The sequence below is a fragment of the Nonomuraea sp. bgisy101 genome, from assembly GCF_057708945.1.
In genome coordinates this window covers 1-12,302 of record NZ_JBYITD010000076.1, presented here as the reverse complement: position 1 = coordinate 12,302, position 12,302 = coordinate 1, and the positions used below count along the sequence as shown (strand labels likewise).

The following is a 12,302-nucleotide window of genomic DNA, read 5'->3' as shown; positions in this document are numbered from 1 at the left end:
TGTCATGAGCCCCAAACGGTGTTGATCTTGCAGCTCACCGATCCAGGACCACTGCCCGAGCGGTAGAGGTCAGGTACGGCTGGCTGCCCGATCTCGGCGGCGGCGGGCGGCGCGGATCTCGGCGTCGGCGACCTTGTCGTCGAGCAACGCGTAGAGCTGGGTGGTTTCGGTGGAGGCGTGGCCGAGACGGCGGCGGACGGCCTCGATGGACACTCCGGCATTGATCAGCTCTGTGGCGTGCGCGTGGCGCAGCTGGTGAATGTCGATCTCGACGCCAGCCTGCGCGCAGTAAATCTGCCAGCGGTGGTGGGCGGCGTCGTAGGACAGCGGACCGCCGCGGCCGTTGATGGAGGCGCGAAACAGCGGCCCGGCGCTGTAGCCCGCGCGGGCCAGGTAGAGCTTGAGCAGGGTGACGTAGCCGCGGTCGTCCAGCAGGACAGTGCGTACGCTGCCGCCCTTGCCGTGGACGCGGACGTGTTCGTCGTCCAGACGCAGGTCCAGGTCTTCGACGTACAGCCCGCACACTTCTGAGGCGCGGGCGCCGCACGCGTAGGCCGTTTCGAACAGCACCCGGTCGCGCAGCCGGTCCAGCGGCAGGTCCTTGCGCGGCCGCCGCGAGCAGATCACCGCGAGCACCTTGGCGACGTCGGCCGCGCTGGCGGGGCGGGGCAGTATTACGGCGACGATGGCAGCACCCTCGACTACACCTATGAAATAGAGGACGACACCCTCACCATCTGGGCGGGCGAGCGGGGCTCCCCCGCCTACTACCAGGGCATCTTCAGTCCGGACGGCCGTAGCCTCACCGGAGCGTGGGTCTACCCGGACGGAGGCGGCTACGACGCCAACGCCGAACGTGTCGAATAGGCGGCCCGCTCGTCGCTCACGCATTGATCATCTGGAGGCCGTCGATCGCTGCTGGGGACAGTTTCCCATCGTCCAGGCAGGACAAGGGCATCCAGGCGGCAGCGCGTGTGGGCCCGTCGGCCTCGGTGATCACGATGGGGTCGGTGCTGCACTTCAGCGATCCTGCCTCAGGTCTGTGAGACGAATGGGCAGATACCTCAGACTGCTGGGACTGCCTCACATCTAGGGGTGTCGGTAAGAATCGCGTCACACGGCTCAAAGCGACGGTATGTAAGCGGAGCCCTCGGACCTTAGCGAGCAACGTGACCTGCGGAAACGCCCGATCCGGCGTTATCGTGCCGCAGAGCGCCTGACTCATCCCTGAACGCCCGGACCGAAACCGGCCCTCGGCGTATGGCACAGTCGCGCACCGTGACCTGGGGCGACGCGGCTCGTTTGGGCCGTGTGACGCGATTCTTACCACCGGGCCAACCAGGAGAGCCGATGACCGCCCCTGGTGCAAGGCAGATGGTGATTGGCCGGACTTTGATGCGCCAGGGGCGCACGCATGCCGATGATGGTCGATTATGGGTGAGGATCGCAGGGCTGGCCGGATGTGGGCGTGCGGGCTGCTGTTCATGGTGGCCGGCGTATTCGCCTGGATGGGTTTGAAGGATGCGGGGTGGGGTGATGTCGACCCTGCCAGTCTCATGGTGTCGACGCTGTCGCTGATGGCGTCAATCTGGTCAGGATGGCAGACGGTCCGGGCCAAGCAGATTACCGATACCGATGTGGACCTGTGGGCGCGGAAGCTCGAAGCAGCGGTCGTGACCGCCGAGACCGCACAGCGGGGGCAACTGCTGGGCCGGCAGGACCGCACGATCGATGTTGCTTTCGTCCTCACCCCCGTGCCCGGCCACAATGCCGACGAAGCCGCGTCTGAGGCAACGATGGCGAACGTGGCGGGGTACTTCCGGAAGCTGAGACCGCAGCGGCTGGTGATCACCGGAGACGCCGGGTCCGGCAAGACGGTGCTCGCGATCGAGCTGATACTGGGCCTGCTGACCGACGCCGATCGCAGACCCGACGATCCGATCCCGGTCCGCTTGTCCGCAGCGGCCTGGGATGCTCAGACGAGCGTGGAGGACTGGCTGGCGGCGCACCTGGTACGCAACTTCAACCTGTCCAAGGCCACCGCGCGGGCCCTGCTGCGGGCCGATCGGGTGCTCCCGGTCATCGACGGCCTGGATGAGATGGACACCGAACCCGAGCCCGGCTACGGCTCACGCGCGGGCGAGGCGCTGCGGGCGCTGAACGCCTACCAGCGCGGGCGCGGGAAGGCCCGGCTGGTGCTGACCTGCCGTTCAACCGTCTACGACGCGCTCATCGCCGACGACACCTGGGCGCACGACGCGGCCCGCGTCACCCTGTCGGGAGTCACCGCGGACCAGACGTGGACCTTCATCGAGGCAGTCGCCGGGGCGCACCAACGCACGCGCTGGCAGCCGGTGCTGGATGCTCTCACCCAGCCCGGCCATCCGCTGGCCGAGGCACTGGCCACACCCTGGCGACTCACCCTGGCCGTCACCGTCTACCAGCAACGATCCGACACCGGGGCCTACCTGCGCGACCCCGCCGAACTGGCGCGCCTCGCCGGCCAGGCCGGCACCACCACAGGCCCTGATCAGATACGCGATCACCTGCTCAGTCTGTTCATTCCCGCCACCATCGTGGCCACCACCTCGCCAGGCGCGCAGAGCCGCTACCGGCCTGGCCACGTCCACAACTGGCTGGCGATCCTGGCCCGCTATCTGGACACCAACATGACCCGGCCCCCGTTGGACGGCCGCACCCTGTCCAGCACCGACCTCGTCCTGCACGAACTGTGGCCACTGGCCAGGAACCGCTCGCGCGTCCTCGGCCTTGGTGTCATCGCGCTCATCACGGCGGTCATGGTGCTGACGCTCGGGCTGGCGATCGGCCACGACGGCATCACGATCGGCGCCGTAGCGGCGATAGGCCTAGGGGGTGGCGGCAGCCTCATCGCTTGGATGGAGGTGTGGCCGCGCCTCACTCACATCGACCTGGCCCAGATGAAGTCCCCCACCGCAATCGTCGCCGGATACGTGGTCTGCCCCATGTTCGGGCTCTGGGGCGGAGCCACCAACGGGAACGGAGTGGCCGGCCTTGTCACAGGCCTAACGGCAGGACTCCTGATCGGGTTACTCCTGAGCCTGGCGGGCTCGCTGATGATCCCCGGCCACAAACCCGTCCCCACCCCCCGTGACATCGTCCGCGGCGACCTCGCCAGCGGATCGGCGTTCCTGCTCCTGCTTGGACTGTCTGTAGGGCTGGTGGCGGGCATCGTCAGTGAGCTACGCCCGGGCGGCCTCGACGGGATCGAAGCCGCCGCGACAGCTGGTCCCACCGCGCTGATTTTCGGGCTCTACCTGGTGGCCATTGGCGGTCCAGGTAACGCCGGATTGCGGTACCTGCTCCTGGTGCTCTGCATGACGCGGCGGCTGCCGTGGAAGCTGGCTCGTTTTCTGCACTGGTGCTATACCGACACCGGACTGATCCGCATCGCCGGCATCGCCTACCAGTTTCGCCACCGCGAGCTCCAGGACTACCTCACCCGGCACCCCCACCCCTAAGTGCCTGTGTTTGAACCCATCTGACCAGGTAACAGCACCGATCCGGAAGCGGCGCAGTCGTTCACCACTCGAACGGTTCTCCGCGTGCCTGAGCCGCGCGGAACCGCGATCACGACGGGTAGGCGTTACAAGCCTCGGGGCAATTCAGACATCGGTAACGGCTGTCCGAACGGCGCTGATCAGGACGCCTCGTCAGGAGTTTTGCGCGGCACCGTTGCCCATGCGCCGCATCTGCGGCCTTGACATGCGTTGCAACCGTCGAGCGATCATGGCGCGTGACTCGCGCCCTGTCGACACCGCCCACCGTGGCCCCCGGCTCTCTCGTTGACTCACCCCAACCCCTTCTCCCCGCCGCCGGCGGCCTGCTGCTACGCCCCTGGAAACGGGTCGACGCACCGATCTTCCTCGCCGCCTACCAAGATGAAGAACTCAGGCGATGGCACACACGCCGGCCCGTGACCGAGGCCCAAGTCCTGGAGTGGTTCGACACCTACCACCAGGACTGGAAACGAGAGAGGGGCGGTCACTGGGCGATCACCCGCGACGGAAGGGAGGTGCTCGGCCGGATCGCCCTACGCGGCCTCGACTTCGACGACGGCGTCGCCGGAGCCGCTTATTGGGTGCTCCCGGCCGCCCGCGTCGCCGGCGTCGCCACTCGCGCCCTCACGGCACTCACCGCCTGGGCCCTGGACGAGATCGGCTTTCACCGCCTGGAATTGGACCACTCGACGCGCAACACAGCCTCCTGCCGGGTCGCCATAAAGTCCGGCTACCTCCTGGAAGGCACCAAACGCAGCGCCGCCGTCCATGACGACGGCCGACACGACATGCACCTACACGCCCGCGTCCGAGACGTTTGAGCGCACCCGCCTGATCATTCGGCGGAGCATCAACTTTGCCCATGATCACTGGGACGGCATACCAGTGGCCCATCATTCAAGATGGGCCATCCCAGCCCAGATGCCACCTCAGAGGGCGTTTTGGTGCGTCTCGTGAGCTGAAGTCGCCTATGTCCGCTGGTCGGTTTGTGCGGCATGCGCGGTATCTGCGCGTCTGGAAACCAGGGCACGCTCGCGTCTGTGCCATAGCTCCACACTGGAGCGCCGTCGACCTCGTCCCTTAAGGAGAGACGCCCGGTCGGGAACCTGCGTCGCGAAGAAGTGTCGGCCAACAGAGTTCGCCCCTTCCCTTCTTCTTTCTCACAGTAGAACGCCGAGGACACCTCGCGCGCTGCTTTGCTGGCCGGCTTCGGCGGCGTGCGCACGCTGATCGGCGGCTGCGGCGCGTTCGCACTGGGCGTCGGCCTGCTCGCGCGCGGCGTCGCGTTCGGCCGGCCTGAGGGCCCGGCCCCACTTCAGGTGCCGGGCGAAGAACCGGGCCGCGTCGTCCACCTCGAACCACGGGGTACCGGCGTGCCGGCCCAGATTGTCGTGCAGCGTCTTCTCCCTGGTGCCGAAGGCGTCGAACAGGTCCAGGGCGGGCTGCCGTTCCATCCCTTCGTCGTCCCATTGCAGCAGGAAGGGTAAGCAACTACATCTCGGACGGCCACAGTCGCGCCGTGCCATCGTCACCAGCGGTGGCGAGCAGGCGTCCGTCGGGGTGGAAGGCCACAGCGAGGACACGTCCCCGATGGCCGGTGAGGGGCTCGCCGATCGGCTGTCCGGTGACGGCGTTCCACAGTCGCACAGTGCTGTCGTCGCTGGTGGTGGCGATCAGGTGGCCGTCGGGGTGGAAGGCGACCCCGTTGACAGGATGGTACGCGGTAATGGACTCGCCGGTCTGCTCGCCGCTATCGGGGCTCCACAGTCGCACGGTGCTGTCGGCGCCAGCCGTGGCGATCAGGTGGCCGTCGGGGTGGAAGGCGATCGCGTAGACGGCTAGCCAGTGGCTGGTGAGGGGGTCGCCGATTTGCTGGCCGCTGCCGACATCCCACAGTCGCACGGTGCCATCGGAGCCGATGGTGGCCAGCAGATGGCCATCGGGGTGGAAGGCGACCCCGCGGACGCGTCCGGTATGGCCGGTGAAGGGCCGCAACGCCTGCTGGCCGGTGGCAGGGTTCCACAGTCGCACGGTGCTGTCGGCCCCGGTGGTGGCGATCAGGTGGCCGTCGGGGTGGAAGGCCACCGCGTAGACGCGTCCGGTGTGGCCGGTGAGGGGCTCGCCGACCTGTCGGCCGGTGGAGGGGTCCCACAGCCGGACAGTGCTGTCGTCGCTGGTGGTGGCGATCAGGTGGCCGTCGGGGTGGAAGGCGACCGCGCGGACGTGTCCCTGGTGGCCGGTGAGGGGGTCGCCGATCGGCCGACAGGTGGAAGGGTCCCACAGCCGGGTGGTGCCGTCTTCGCCGGCGGTGGCGATCAGGTGGCCGCCGGGATGGAAGGCGAGCGCGCGTACGGCTGGCAGGTGCTGCAAGAGAGCAGGTGCCCGCTGGATGCTCTGCGGGTTTGCCGCCGGTTGGTCCCGCACGCGAAATTTCGCCAGGTGGTCCTGCAAGCGGCGGATGCGCTCATACAAGAACCCCCGGCTGGGCCACATTTCGGCCGCCAACGCCCACAGCCGGACGGTGCCGTCGTCACCGGCGGTGGCCAGCAGGTTGCCGTCGGGGTGGAAGGCGAGCGCGCCGACGCCTGCCGCGTGACCGGCGAGGAGGTCGCCGACCGGCTGGCCGGTGCCGGGATCCCACAGCCGAGCGGCGCCGTCTTCACCGGCGGTGGCCAGCAGATGGCCGTCAGGGTGGAAGGCCACCGCACAGACCCGTCCCTGGTGGCCGGTGAGGGGCTCGCCGACCTGGCGGCCGGTGGAGGGGTCCCACAGCCGGACGGTGCCATCGGAGCCGGCGGTGGCCAGCAGGCGGCCATCGGGGTGGAAGGCCACCGTAACGAATCCGTGGTGGCCGGTGAGGGGGGCGCCGACCGGCTGGCCGGTGCCAGAATCCCACAGCCGGACGGCGCCATCATCGCCACCGGCGGCGAGCAGGTGGCCATCGGGGTGCAAGGCGATTGCGCCAACGCGTCCCTGGTGGCCGGCGAGAGGGGAGCCGACCGGCTGGCCGGTGTCGGGATCCCACAGCCGGACGGTGCCGTCATCACCGGCGCTGGCCAGCAGGTGGCCGTCGGGGTGGAAGGCGACCGTAACGAATCCGTGGTGGCCGGTGAGGGGGGCGCCGACCGGCTGGCCGGTGTCGGGATCCCACAGCCGGACGGTGCCGTCATCACCGGCGGTGGCCAGCAGGTGGCCGTCGGGGTGGAAGGCAACCACGCCGACGCCTGCCGCGTGGCCGGTGAGGGCATCGCCGACCTGCCGGCCGGTGCGACGATCCCACAGCCGTGCGGTGCCGTCGTAGCCGCCGGTGGCCAGTAGACGGCCGTCGGGGTGGAAGGCAACCGCGTAGACGAATCCCTGGTGGCCGGTGAGGGGGCACCGACCTGCTGGGCAGATGCCGGTGGCTGGCGATGTGTCCTGGCAGAGTCACCATCAGGGCGCGGAGGAGAACTGCGAGCAAGTGCGGCGGCGCGGGCCGTCACCCACAGCGGCTTGAAGTCCTCCGGGTCGGCTTCCAGCGCTTCTGCCACGAGCTCGACTTGCCCCCAACGGGGGAGCTTCTCGCATCGCAGCACCGCCCTGGCGGTGGTGTGGCTCAAAGCCTTACTGGTACGGCGTTCGATCTCGCGAAAGCTCGGCGCGCCGCTGTGCAGGTGCGCATGGCCCAGCTGATCGCGCAACGCAGCCAAGGCCGCGACAGCAGCGTCGTCAGCGCCCGGGGGGACGGTTGCGGGTACGGCGGGTGAGCTCATGATGCGTCGAGCATCCCAGAGTGGAAGAAAACGTAAAACCCGCTTTGCGGAAGTGGCCCCGCACCTGGTGTGAAGCGTCAACTTCGGTCAGCGAACGTAGCCAGATGGAACGATGCGCGCTCGTGGTGGAAGACCTTGGCCGAGATCGGAAACGCCCCTAGCTACGTCTCCATGCTGGGAACAGGTCCCCGACTGCGAGGACCACGCCAGCGAGGCCCACCCGCGCCGCCCTCTGCCACCGGGCACGGCGCAGGAGTGCCCGCGAGGCGTCCCAACCACGGGAAGGAATATGCCCACCGATGATGCCCTACCTCGCCCTGGGCGCCATGGCCCTCTTCGCCGTCTACCGCACCGCCGTGGAGGACAGGACGGCGCTCCGCAAGCCTCGCCCCCGCCGGCCTGCGGAGCGCGGCCCCGGCATCTTCGTGCCGCAGTATGTGATCATCGCAGCGGCCTGCCTTCTCTTGGGCGTTGCCGTCGGGGTGCTGGTGTGGCTGATCCCAACGATCTGGCCGCCAGTCGATGCGGCCTTGGCGGTCATAGGGCTGTCTCTGGCGCTGCATGGACTACGGCGTGGACGAAGCTGCAGTAGTAGGTGGTAGGGGCGTCCTCGTCGCCGTAGTGTGAGCGGCCGGTGAGCACCGTGTTCGTCGGACAGGTGAACGGGTCGATCCACTCCCGCACCGTCTCGGCGTAGGCGCGCTCGACCTTGATTGTCACGGCTGCGGCGGACGCGGGTGCGGGAGCTACCACGGTCACGGCCGCGAGGGCGGTCAGGGCGGCTGCCGCGCTCTCAATGACCTTGCCGCGGTAATCCCCGGATTTGCTGCGGTGGTGGATATGCCCACCTGCGGGAACGTGCACAAGGCAAGATCAGGTCTACGCGCTTACTGCGGTAGAGCCTCTTGGCGGCCAGCTCCAGCCGGATGGTCCAAGCACCCCAGTCGTGCCGACACGCGTCAATAGGCGTGTCGGCAGGCGATAGGTCCAGGGGCCACGGGGAATCCGGTAGGCAGGGGAGAGGACGATCCGCTATGTATAGGACCTTTCATCCCTGAGCTGGAGTCCTGATGTCGGAAACCGATTCTCCCGAAGTGCGATCGCGGTGGCCTGGCCGAGGTGCGCGCCTGGTTGCCATAGGCGTGGCAGTGGCCTGTCTCGCCGTGGGGGCGGTGGCGGTGGTCGGGGTGAGCAAGTGGTGGAACGTGCGGGGCATTTCCTCGGCCCGTGAGCTCGCGCTGCGCGGTGTGGCAGCCAGGGGCGATGATCGGACCTCTGCGGTGGTGCTGGGCGCGGCGGCGGTGGCGGCCCACCCGGACAAGCTCAACCGATCGGCCTTGGAGGAGACCCTACTGTCCGGGCGCCGTGGCGTCGCCGCGCCGGCTGGGGCCATACGAGCGATGGCGTTGAACGACGACGGTCGGACAGCCCTGATGTCGATCGTCGACCAGGGGGTCACCTGGCGGAGCCTGGATTCTCCCATCCAGAAGGAGGTCCCCCTGAAGCTTGGCCTTGATGAGGAGGCACTGGAGGCCTCCAGTGAAGAGGAGGGCCGGAAACGGGAGGCCCCGTTCGTGGCGAGCATCCCCTTGGAGGGCGAGGCCGGAGCCGCCGCACTGGAGGTGTCGTCCGACGGACGACAGGCGGTCATCGGGGCTCTTGACGGGTCGCTCGGCCTGTGGCAATTGGATGACTCCTCCAGGCCGGTGCGGGTGGCCAAGGTGCCGGGCCAGAACTCCTTCATGGTCGCGAGCGTGGCGCTCGCTGCGGACGGCAGGACAGTCCTGGCAGGCTACGAGCGTGGCAGCGTGCTCTTGTGGGATCTGTCCAGCAGGAAACAACTGGCCACGCTCACGGGGCACAGCTCGTGGATCAGCGGAGTGGCCTTGAGCGACGACGGACGGATCGCGGTCACGATCAGCCGAGGCAGCGGATATATCTGGAATCTGGCCGATCGGAGGAGTCCGGTCCGGGTCGGCGCCATCCCGCGGGCAGGAGCCGACGGGGAGGGGCTCGACCTCAGTGCGGACGGCCGGACGGCCATGATCGGTGGCCAACTCTGGAACCTATCGGACCCGGCCCGGCCCAAGCTGGCGAAGCCCGTGGCCAAGGAGGCGGATGGCGTCTCGCTCTCCTCGGACGGGCAAGTCGCTCTGACCACAGACGGCGCCGGGAGCGCGACGCTGTGGCGGATCACGGACCCGGCGCGGCCCGTCAAGGTCGCCGAAGTCGCCGGAGTGGGGGAACTGGACTTGGACTACCTCACGATGTACGACGTCAAGGAATCGCCAGGATCAGCGATGGTGAGCGGGGACGGCGGGACGGTGCTGGCGGTGAGCGCCGAAGGCGGGGCGCTGTTCATGGACGTCGCGGGGCTCAGCGGCGATCCGCTCCGGGATGCCTGCGCGGAGATCGCGGAGGATTCGACGGCTGGCTTGGTCAGCCTGAGGGAGCGACTGGGCGTCGGGAGCTTCGTCGAGCCGTGCGACGGTGGGTGAGCGCTTACGGGTCGGTGATCAGAAATACTGAGGCCAGTTGTGCGCACAAATCGGCCGGACGCCAGCGTGGGGGAGTGGCCACAAGGGGCTGCGTTTCGTGCAGGAGGCCAGCAGTCCGCGAGCTGCGAGGCGTAGGCGAACCCGGCGAGGGTGAGCAGCCCGAAGACGATGTCGAAGCATATATGGACACTGTCAGGCGGCTGCCGGGCCGCGTAGCCTCGATCAGGCCTGGGGACACTGTGCTGATTCGATCTTGATCGATAGGGTGATCGGCCATGGGCGTTTTGGTCGACTACTTCACCGCAGACTCTGAGCTGTCGGCCCGGCGGGCTCTGTCACCCGGGCCGGCAGCTGTGAACTTGCCGTATGTCGATTGCAAGGGCTGGATTGACGAGCTCGCCACGATGGTGGCTGAGATCAGCGGGCGTGATCTCAGTGAGTTCGGCGACAGCGAGGTTGTCGTGGACGATGGGGACGCGGCGGGGGTGGAGCGGATGGCGCCGGAGGCCGTTGCAGCGCTCGCCGAAGTAGACGATGCGCAGTTTCGGGCATATGCCGAGGACGCGTTGCTCGAGGATTACGAGGTCGAGCGGATGGCTGCCCTTCGGGACCTGGCGCGCGAGGCGGTGCGGCTCAATCACGGGATGTATCGCTGGTCGTGCGTGTGAAGGCGGCGAACAGTTCCTCCCGTTGGGCGGGCGGGAGCCTGCGGCCCATGTCCGCCGGGCTTATCAGGGCGTGGTCGTCGTTGTTTTCGCGTGCCGTGCCGGCGAGGAACTCCAGCGCGAAGCGGGCCTCCTCGCGGTGCCGCTTCTCCGGCCAGTCATCGACCAGCGGCAGCACCGCCCTGACCCGTTCGGTGATCCGGTCGAGAAGGGCGTAGCCGGGAAGGCCCGGAAATCGCTGGGCCCGCAGATCGATGTGGCGGAAGGCGACGTCGTCGAGCTGGGCTCCGGTGAAGTCGTTGCCGGCGGAGTCATTGTGCTCTCTACCCAGAGTGGCCTGGTCGTGTTCGGACGGGCGGCCCCAGAAGTTCGTGCTCCGCACGCGGCCGAGAAAGACGCAATCGACGAACTCGGCCTCGAAGGTGGCCGTCTGCTGTCTCAGCCGAGATCGATCGAACACGCACCGCTCGAACCGCACGTTGCCGAAGAAGGTGTGCTGGGGGAACCGGGTGCGGCGGAAGGTGCAATCGCGAAAGACGGTCTGTGGCCACCTGGCGTCGTCCCACTGCTGCCCGTCGATGCCCGTGCCGGTGCTGCCCATCAGCAGCTGTTCGAAGGAGGTGTCGGAGAAGTTGCAGCCGTCGAATCGCTGGCGTAGGCGTTGAAGCCGTCGAACCGGGTTGCGGTGAAGTCCACGTTCTTCAGCCGGGCCCGGTCAAAGATGAGGTCGGTCACGCCAGTAGGCAGCTGGAACCGCTGGTCGCGGAGTTCTCCGCGAGCGACGCTCGCGCTTCTCCATTCCTCGTGGGTCGGCTCGAGGGTGAAGCGCTCAAACGAGGACACGCCGACCGCCGGTAAAGGGGAAGTTCATGTGCGGAGTCTCGCATGCGGACCCGACAAATCTTTCTCTCCGATCATCGGTGATGGCAGGCAAATATATCGTCAGCGCCGGGTACGCACTGAGATCGAACAGCTCGATCCGGCGCTGGTTCGCGCTCGCATGCGCCTGCGCGAGGAGAAGCGGGCCTGCGGCATCAAGACCGCAGGCGCAGAACCCGAACCAGCGCTGTCCGCCGACGCCCGCGCCTACGCCGAGGCCCGCATCGCGGACCTGCCCACCTACCTGGCCCGGGTGGAGCTGGTTATCCGCGCCGCCACAGCCCGGATCGCTGGAGACGATCCCGAGCAGGCCGCGATTGATGCGGTCCCCGGCACCCCGGCGGTGCCGTGATGCTCTATCACCAGGGCGGTCCGATCCCGCTCGGCGACCCGCCTGCCGCCGACGCCCAGGCCCGGGCGCTGGCCGCTGCACTGCTCACGGTCGCCGCCGATCAGCCGCCTGCCGCGGCGGCGCTCCCGCCACAATGAGACCAGACACGCACCCCTCCGGGAGAGACCATGGCCGACGACGCCCCGCAGGCCCGTGCCTTCGACCTGCCCGGCTGGCCCTGCCCGCCCCGGGTCGCCGACATCCCCGAGTGCAAGGACAGCTACGGCTGGATTGCGGCAGGGTCCGTGGCTGTCGATGATGAGGGCCGGCTGTGGGTCGATGGCCTAGCCCACCCGCGACCGCGGCCACAGGGTGACAGGTCCACCCTGGTGGCCTGGTGCGAGGACGGCATCGCTCTCCGCATTCCCGTGGAGTCCATCGTTATCTAGGGTTGGAGGACCCTTCCTGCAGGTCAGAGGACGATGATCTCTTTTTTTCACGTAGGCCAAGTTGACCGAACGCAGCCCGGACCCAAGAAGAACTGAGCGTGCGGAGAGCGCCTCGAGGTCATTTAGGGCGCGTCTCAGCGCTTCGACCTTTGGGCGTTTAAGTGATCTTGCTGGTGGGGGGAGGTGAAC

The 12,302-nt window shown here is 68.1% G+C and carries 13 protein-coding genes and 1 pseudogene; 7 read left to right on the top strand and 7 right to left on the bottom strand.

Annotated features, from left to right (window positions below; translation table 11 throughout):
• Nucleotides 1-69 precede the first annotated feature (69 nt).
• Nucleotides 70-636: a tyrosine-type recombinase/integrase gene (locus AC3EO4_RS54740; RefSeq protein WP_379570515.1), complete on the bottom strand. Its 567-nt coding sequence runs from the start codon at nt 634-636 to the stop codon at nt 70-72.
• A 797-nt stretch (nt 637-1,433) separates the two neighbouring features.
• Between AC3EO4_RS54740 and AC3EO4_RS54735 the strand changes: the two genes are divergently transcribed.
• A complete protein-coding gene (locus AC3EO4_RS54735; RefSeq protein WP_379570517.1) occupies nt 1,434-3,500 on the top strand; it encodes an NACHT domain-containing protein in 2,067 nt (688 codons plus the stop codon).
• A 275-nt stretch (nt 3,501-3,775) separates the two neighbouring features.
• Nucleotides 3,776-4,360, top strand: coding sequence for a GNAT family N-acetyltransferase (locus tag AC3EO4_RS54730; RefSeq protein ID WP_431904644.1), 585 nt, complete (start codon nt 3,776-3,778; stop codon nt 4,358-4,360).
• A gap of 339 nt (nt 4,361-4,699) precedes the next feature.
• Here the strand turns inward: AC3EO4_RS54730 and AC3EO4_RS54725 are convergent, their stop codons facing one another.
• The 4 genes and pseudogenes from AC3EO4_RS54725 to AC3EO4_RS54710 all read right to left on the bottom strand — a co-directional run bounded on the left by AC3EO4_RS54725 (nt 4,700) and on the right by AC3EO4_RS54710 (nt 8,155).
• On the bottom strand, nt 4,700-4,993 hold the full coding sequence (locus AC3EO4_RS54725; RefSeq protein WP_431904641.1) for a hypothetical protein: 294 nt from the start codon (nt 4,991-4,993) through the stop codon (nt 4,700-4,702).
• A 37-nt stretch (nt 4,994-5,030) separates the two neighbouring features.
• The gene (locus tag AC3EO4_RS54720; RefSeq protein WP_431904638.1) at nt 5,031-6,371 is read right to left on the bottom strand and encodes a WD40 repeat domain-containing protein; all 1,341 of its coding nucleotides are present in this window, start codon (nt 6,369-6,371) and stop codon (nt 5,031-5,033) included.
• A 108-nt stretch (nt 6,372-6,479) separates the two neighbouring features.
• Nucleotides 6,480-6,935, bottom strand: a pseudogene (locus AC3EO4_RS54715) (WD40 repeat domain-containing protein); the annotation flags it as partial.
• Nucleotides 6,936-7,828: 893 nt separating this feature from the next.
• Nucleotides 7,829-8,155 carry a hypothetical protein gene (locus AC3EO4_RS54710; protein ID WP_379570523.1) on the bottom strand — a complete coding sequence of 109 codons (327 nt, stop codon included), beginning with the start codon at nt 8,153-8,155 and terminating at the stop codon, nt 7,829-7,831.
• 323 nt (nt 8,156-8,478) lie between these two features.
• Between AC3EO4_RS54710 and AC3EO4_RS54705 the strand changes: the two genes are divergently transcribed.
• Together AC3EO4_RS54705 and AC3EO4_RS54700 are read left to right on the top strand one after the other, a co-directional pair.
• Entirely contained in the window at nt 8,479-9,789 is a 1,311-nt protein-coding gene (locus AC3EO4_RS54705; protein ID WP_431904634.1) for a WD40 repeat domain-containing protein, read from the top strand.
• A 275-nt stretch (nt 9,790-10,064) separates the two neighbouring features.
• Nucleotides 10,065-10,457, top strand: a complete 393-nt coding sequence (locus AC3EO4_RS54700; protein ID WP_379570527.1) for a hypothetical protein — start codon at nt 10,065-10,067, stop codon at nt 10,455-10,457.
• On the opposite strand, the gene AC3EO4_RS54695 is transcribed toward AC3EO4_RS54700, so the two are convergent.
• Both AC3EO4_RS54695 and AC3EO4_RS54690 read right to left on the bottom strand, forming a co-directional pair.
• The gene (locus tag AC3EO4_RS54695) at nt 10,423-10,932 is read right to left on the bottom strand and encodes a hypothetical protein (RefSeq protein ID WP_488186385.1); all 510 of its coding nucleotides are present in this window, start codon (nt 10,930-10,932) and stop codon (nt 10,423-10,425) included. The two genes, AC3EO4_RS54700 and AC3EO4_RS54695, sit on opposite strands and share 35 nt — an antisense overlap.
• Nucleotides 10,933-11,054: 122 nt before the next feature.
• Nucleotides 11,055-11,297: a hypothetical protein gene (locus tag AC3EO4_RS54690; RefSeq protein ID WP_431904629.1), complete on the bottom strand. Its 243-nt coding sequence runs from the start codon at nt 11,295-11,297 to the stop codon at nt 11,055-11,057.
• Between the two features lie 28 nt (nt 11,298-11,325).
• Between AC3EO4_RS54690 and AC3EO4_RS54685 the strand changes: the two genes are divergently transcribed.
• Genes AC3EO4_RS54685 through AC3EO4_RS54675 form a run of 3 tightly spaced genes read left to right on the top strand, consistent with a single transcriptional unit; the run spans nt 11,326 to nt 12,113 of the window.
• A complete protein-coding gene (locus tag AC3EO4_RS54685; RefSeq protein ID WP_431904626.1) occupies nt 11,326-11,685 on the top strand; it encodes a hypothetical protein in 360 nt (119 codons plus the stop codon).
• Nucleotides 11,685-11,822, top strand: coding sequence for a hypothetical protein (locus tag AC3EO4_RS54680; protein WP_379570533.1), 138 nt, complete (start codon nt 11,685-11,687; stop codon nt 11,820-11,822). Before AC3EO4_RS54685 ends, AC3EO4_RS54680 begins: the two co-directional genes overlap by 1 nt.
• A gap of 30 nt (nt 11,823-11,852) precedes the next feature.
• Nucleotides 11,853-12,113, top strand: a complete 261-nt coding sequence (locus AC3EO4_RS54675; RefSeq protein WP_431904623.1) for a hypothetical protein — start codon at nt 11,853-11,855, stop codon at nt 12,111-12,113.
• The last annotated feature ends 189 nt before the right edge of the window (nt 12,114-12,302 follow it).

Excerpts from the sequence above, each read along its gene's own strand:
- AC3EO4_RS54735 (WP_379570517.1), top strand. The coding sequence starts at position 1,434 with ATGGGTGAGGATCGCAGGGCTGGCCGGATGTGGGCGTGCGGGCTGCTG.
- AC3EO4_RS54725 (WP_431904641.1), bottom strand. The coding sequence starts at position 4,993 with ATGGAACGGCAGCCCGCCCTGGACCTGTTCGACGCCTTCGGCACCAGG.
- AC3EO4_RS54700 (WP_379570527.1), top strand. The coding sequence starts at position 10,065 with ATGGGCGTTTTGGTCGACTACTTCACCGCAGACTCTGAGCTGTCGGCC.
- AC3EO4_RS54680 (WP_379570533.1), top strand. The coding sequence starts at position 11,685 with ATGCTCTATCACCAGGGCGGTCCGATCCCGCTCGGCGACCCGCCTGCC.
- AC3EO4_RS54675 (WP_431904623.1), top strand. The coding sequence starts at position 11,853 with ATGGCCGACGACGCCCCGCAGGCCCGTGCCTTCGACCTGCCCGGCTGG.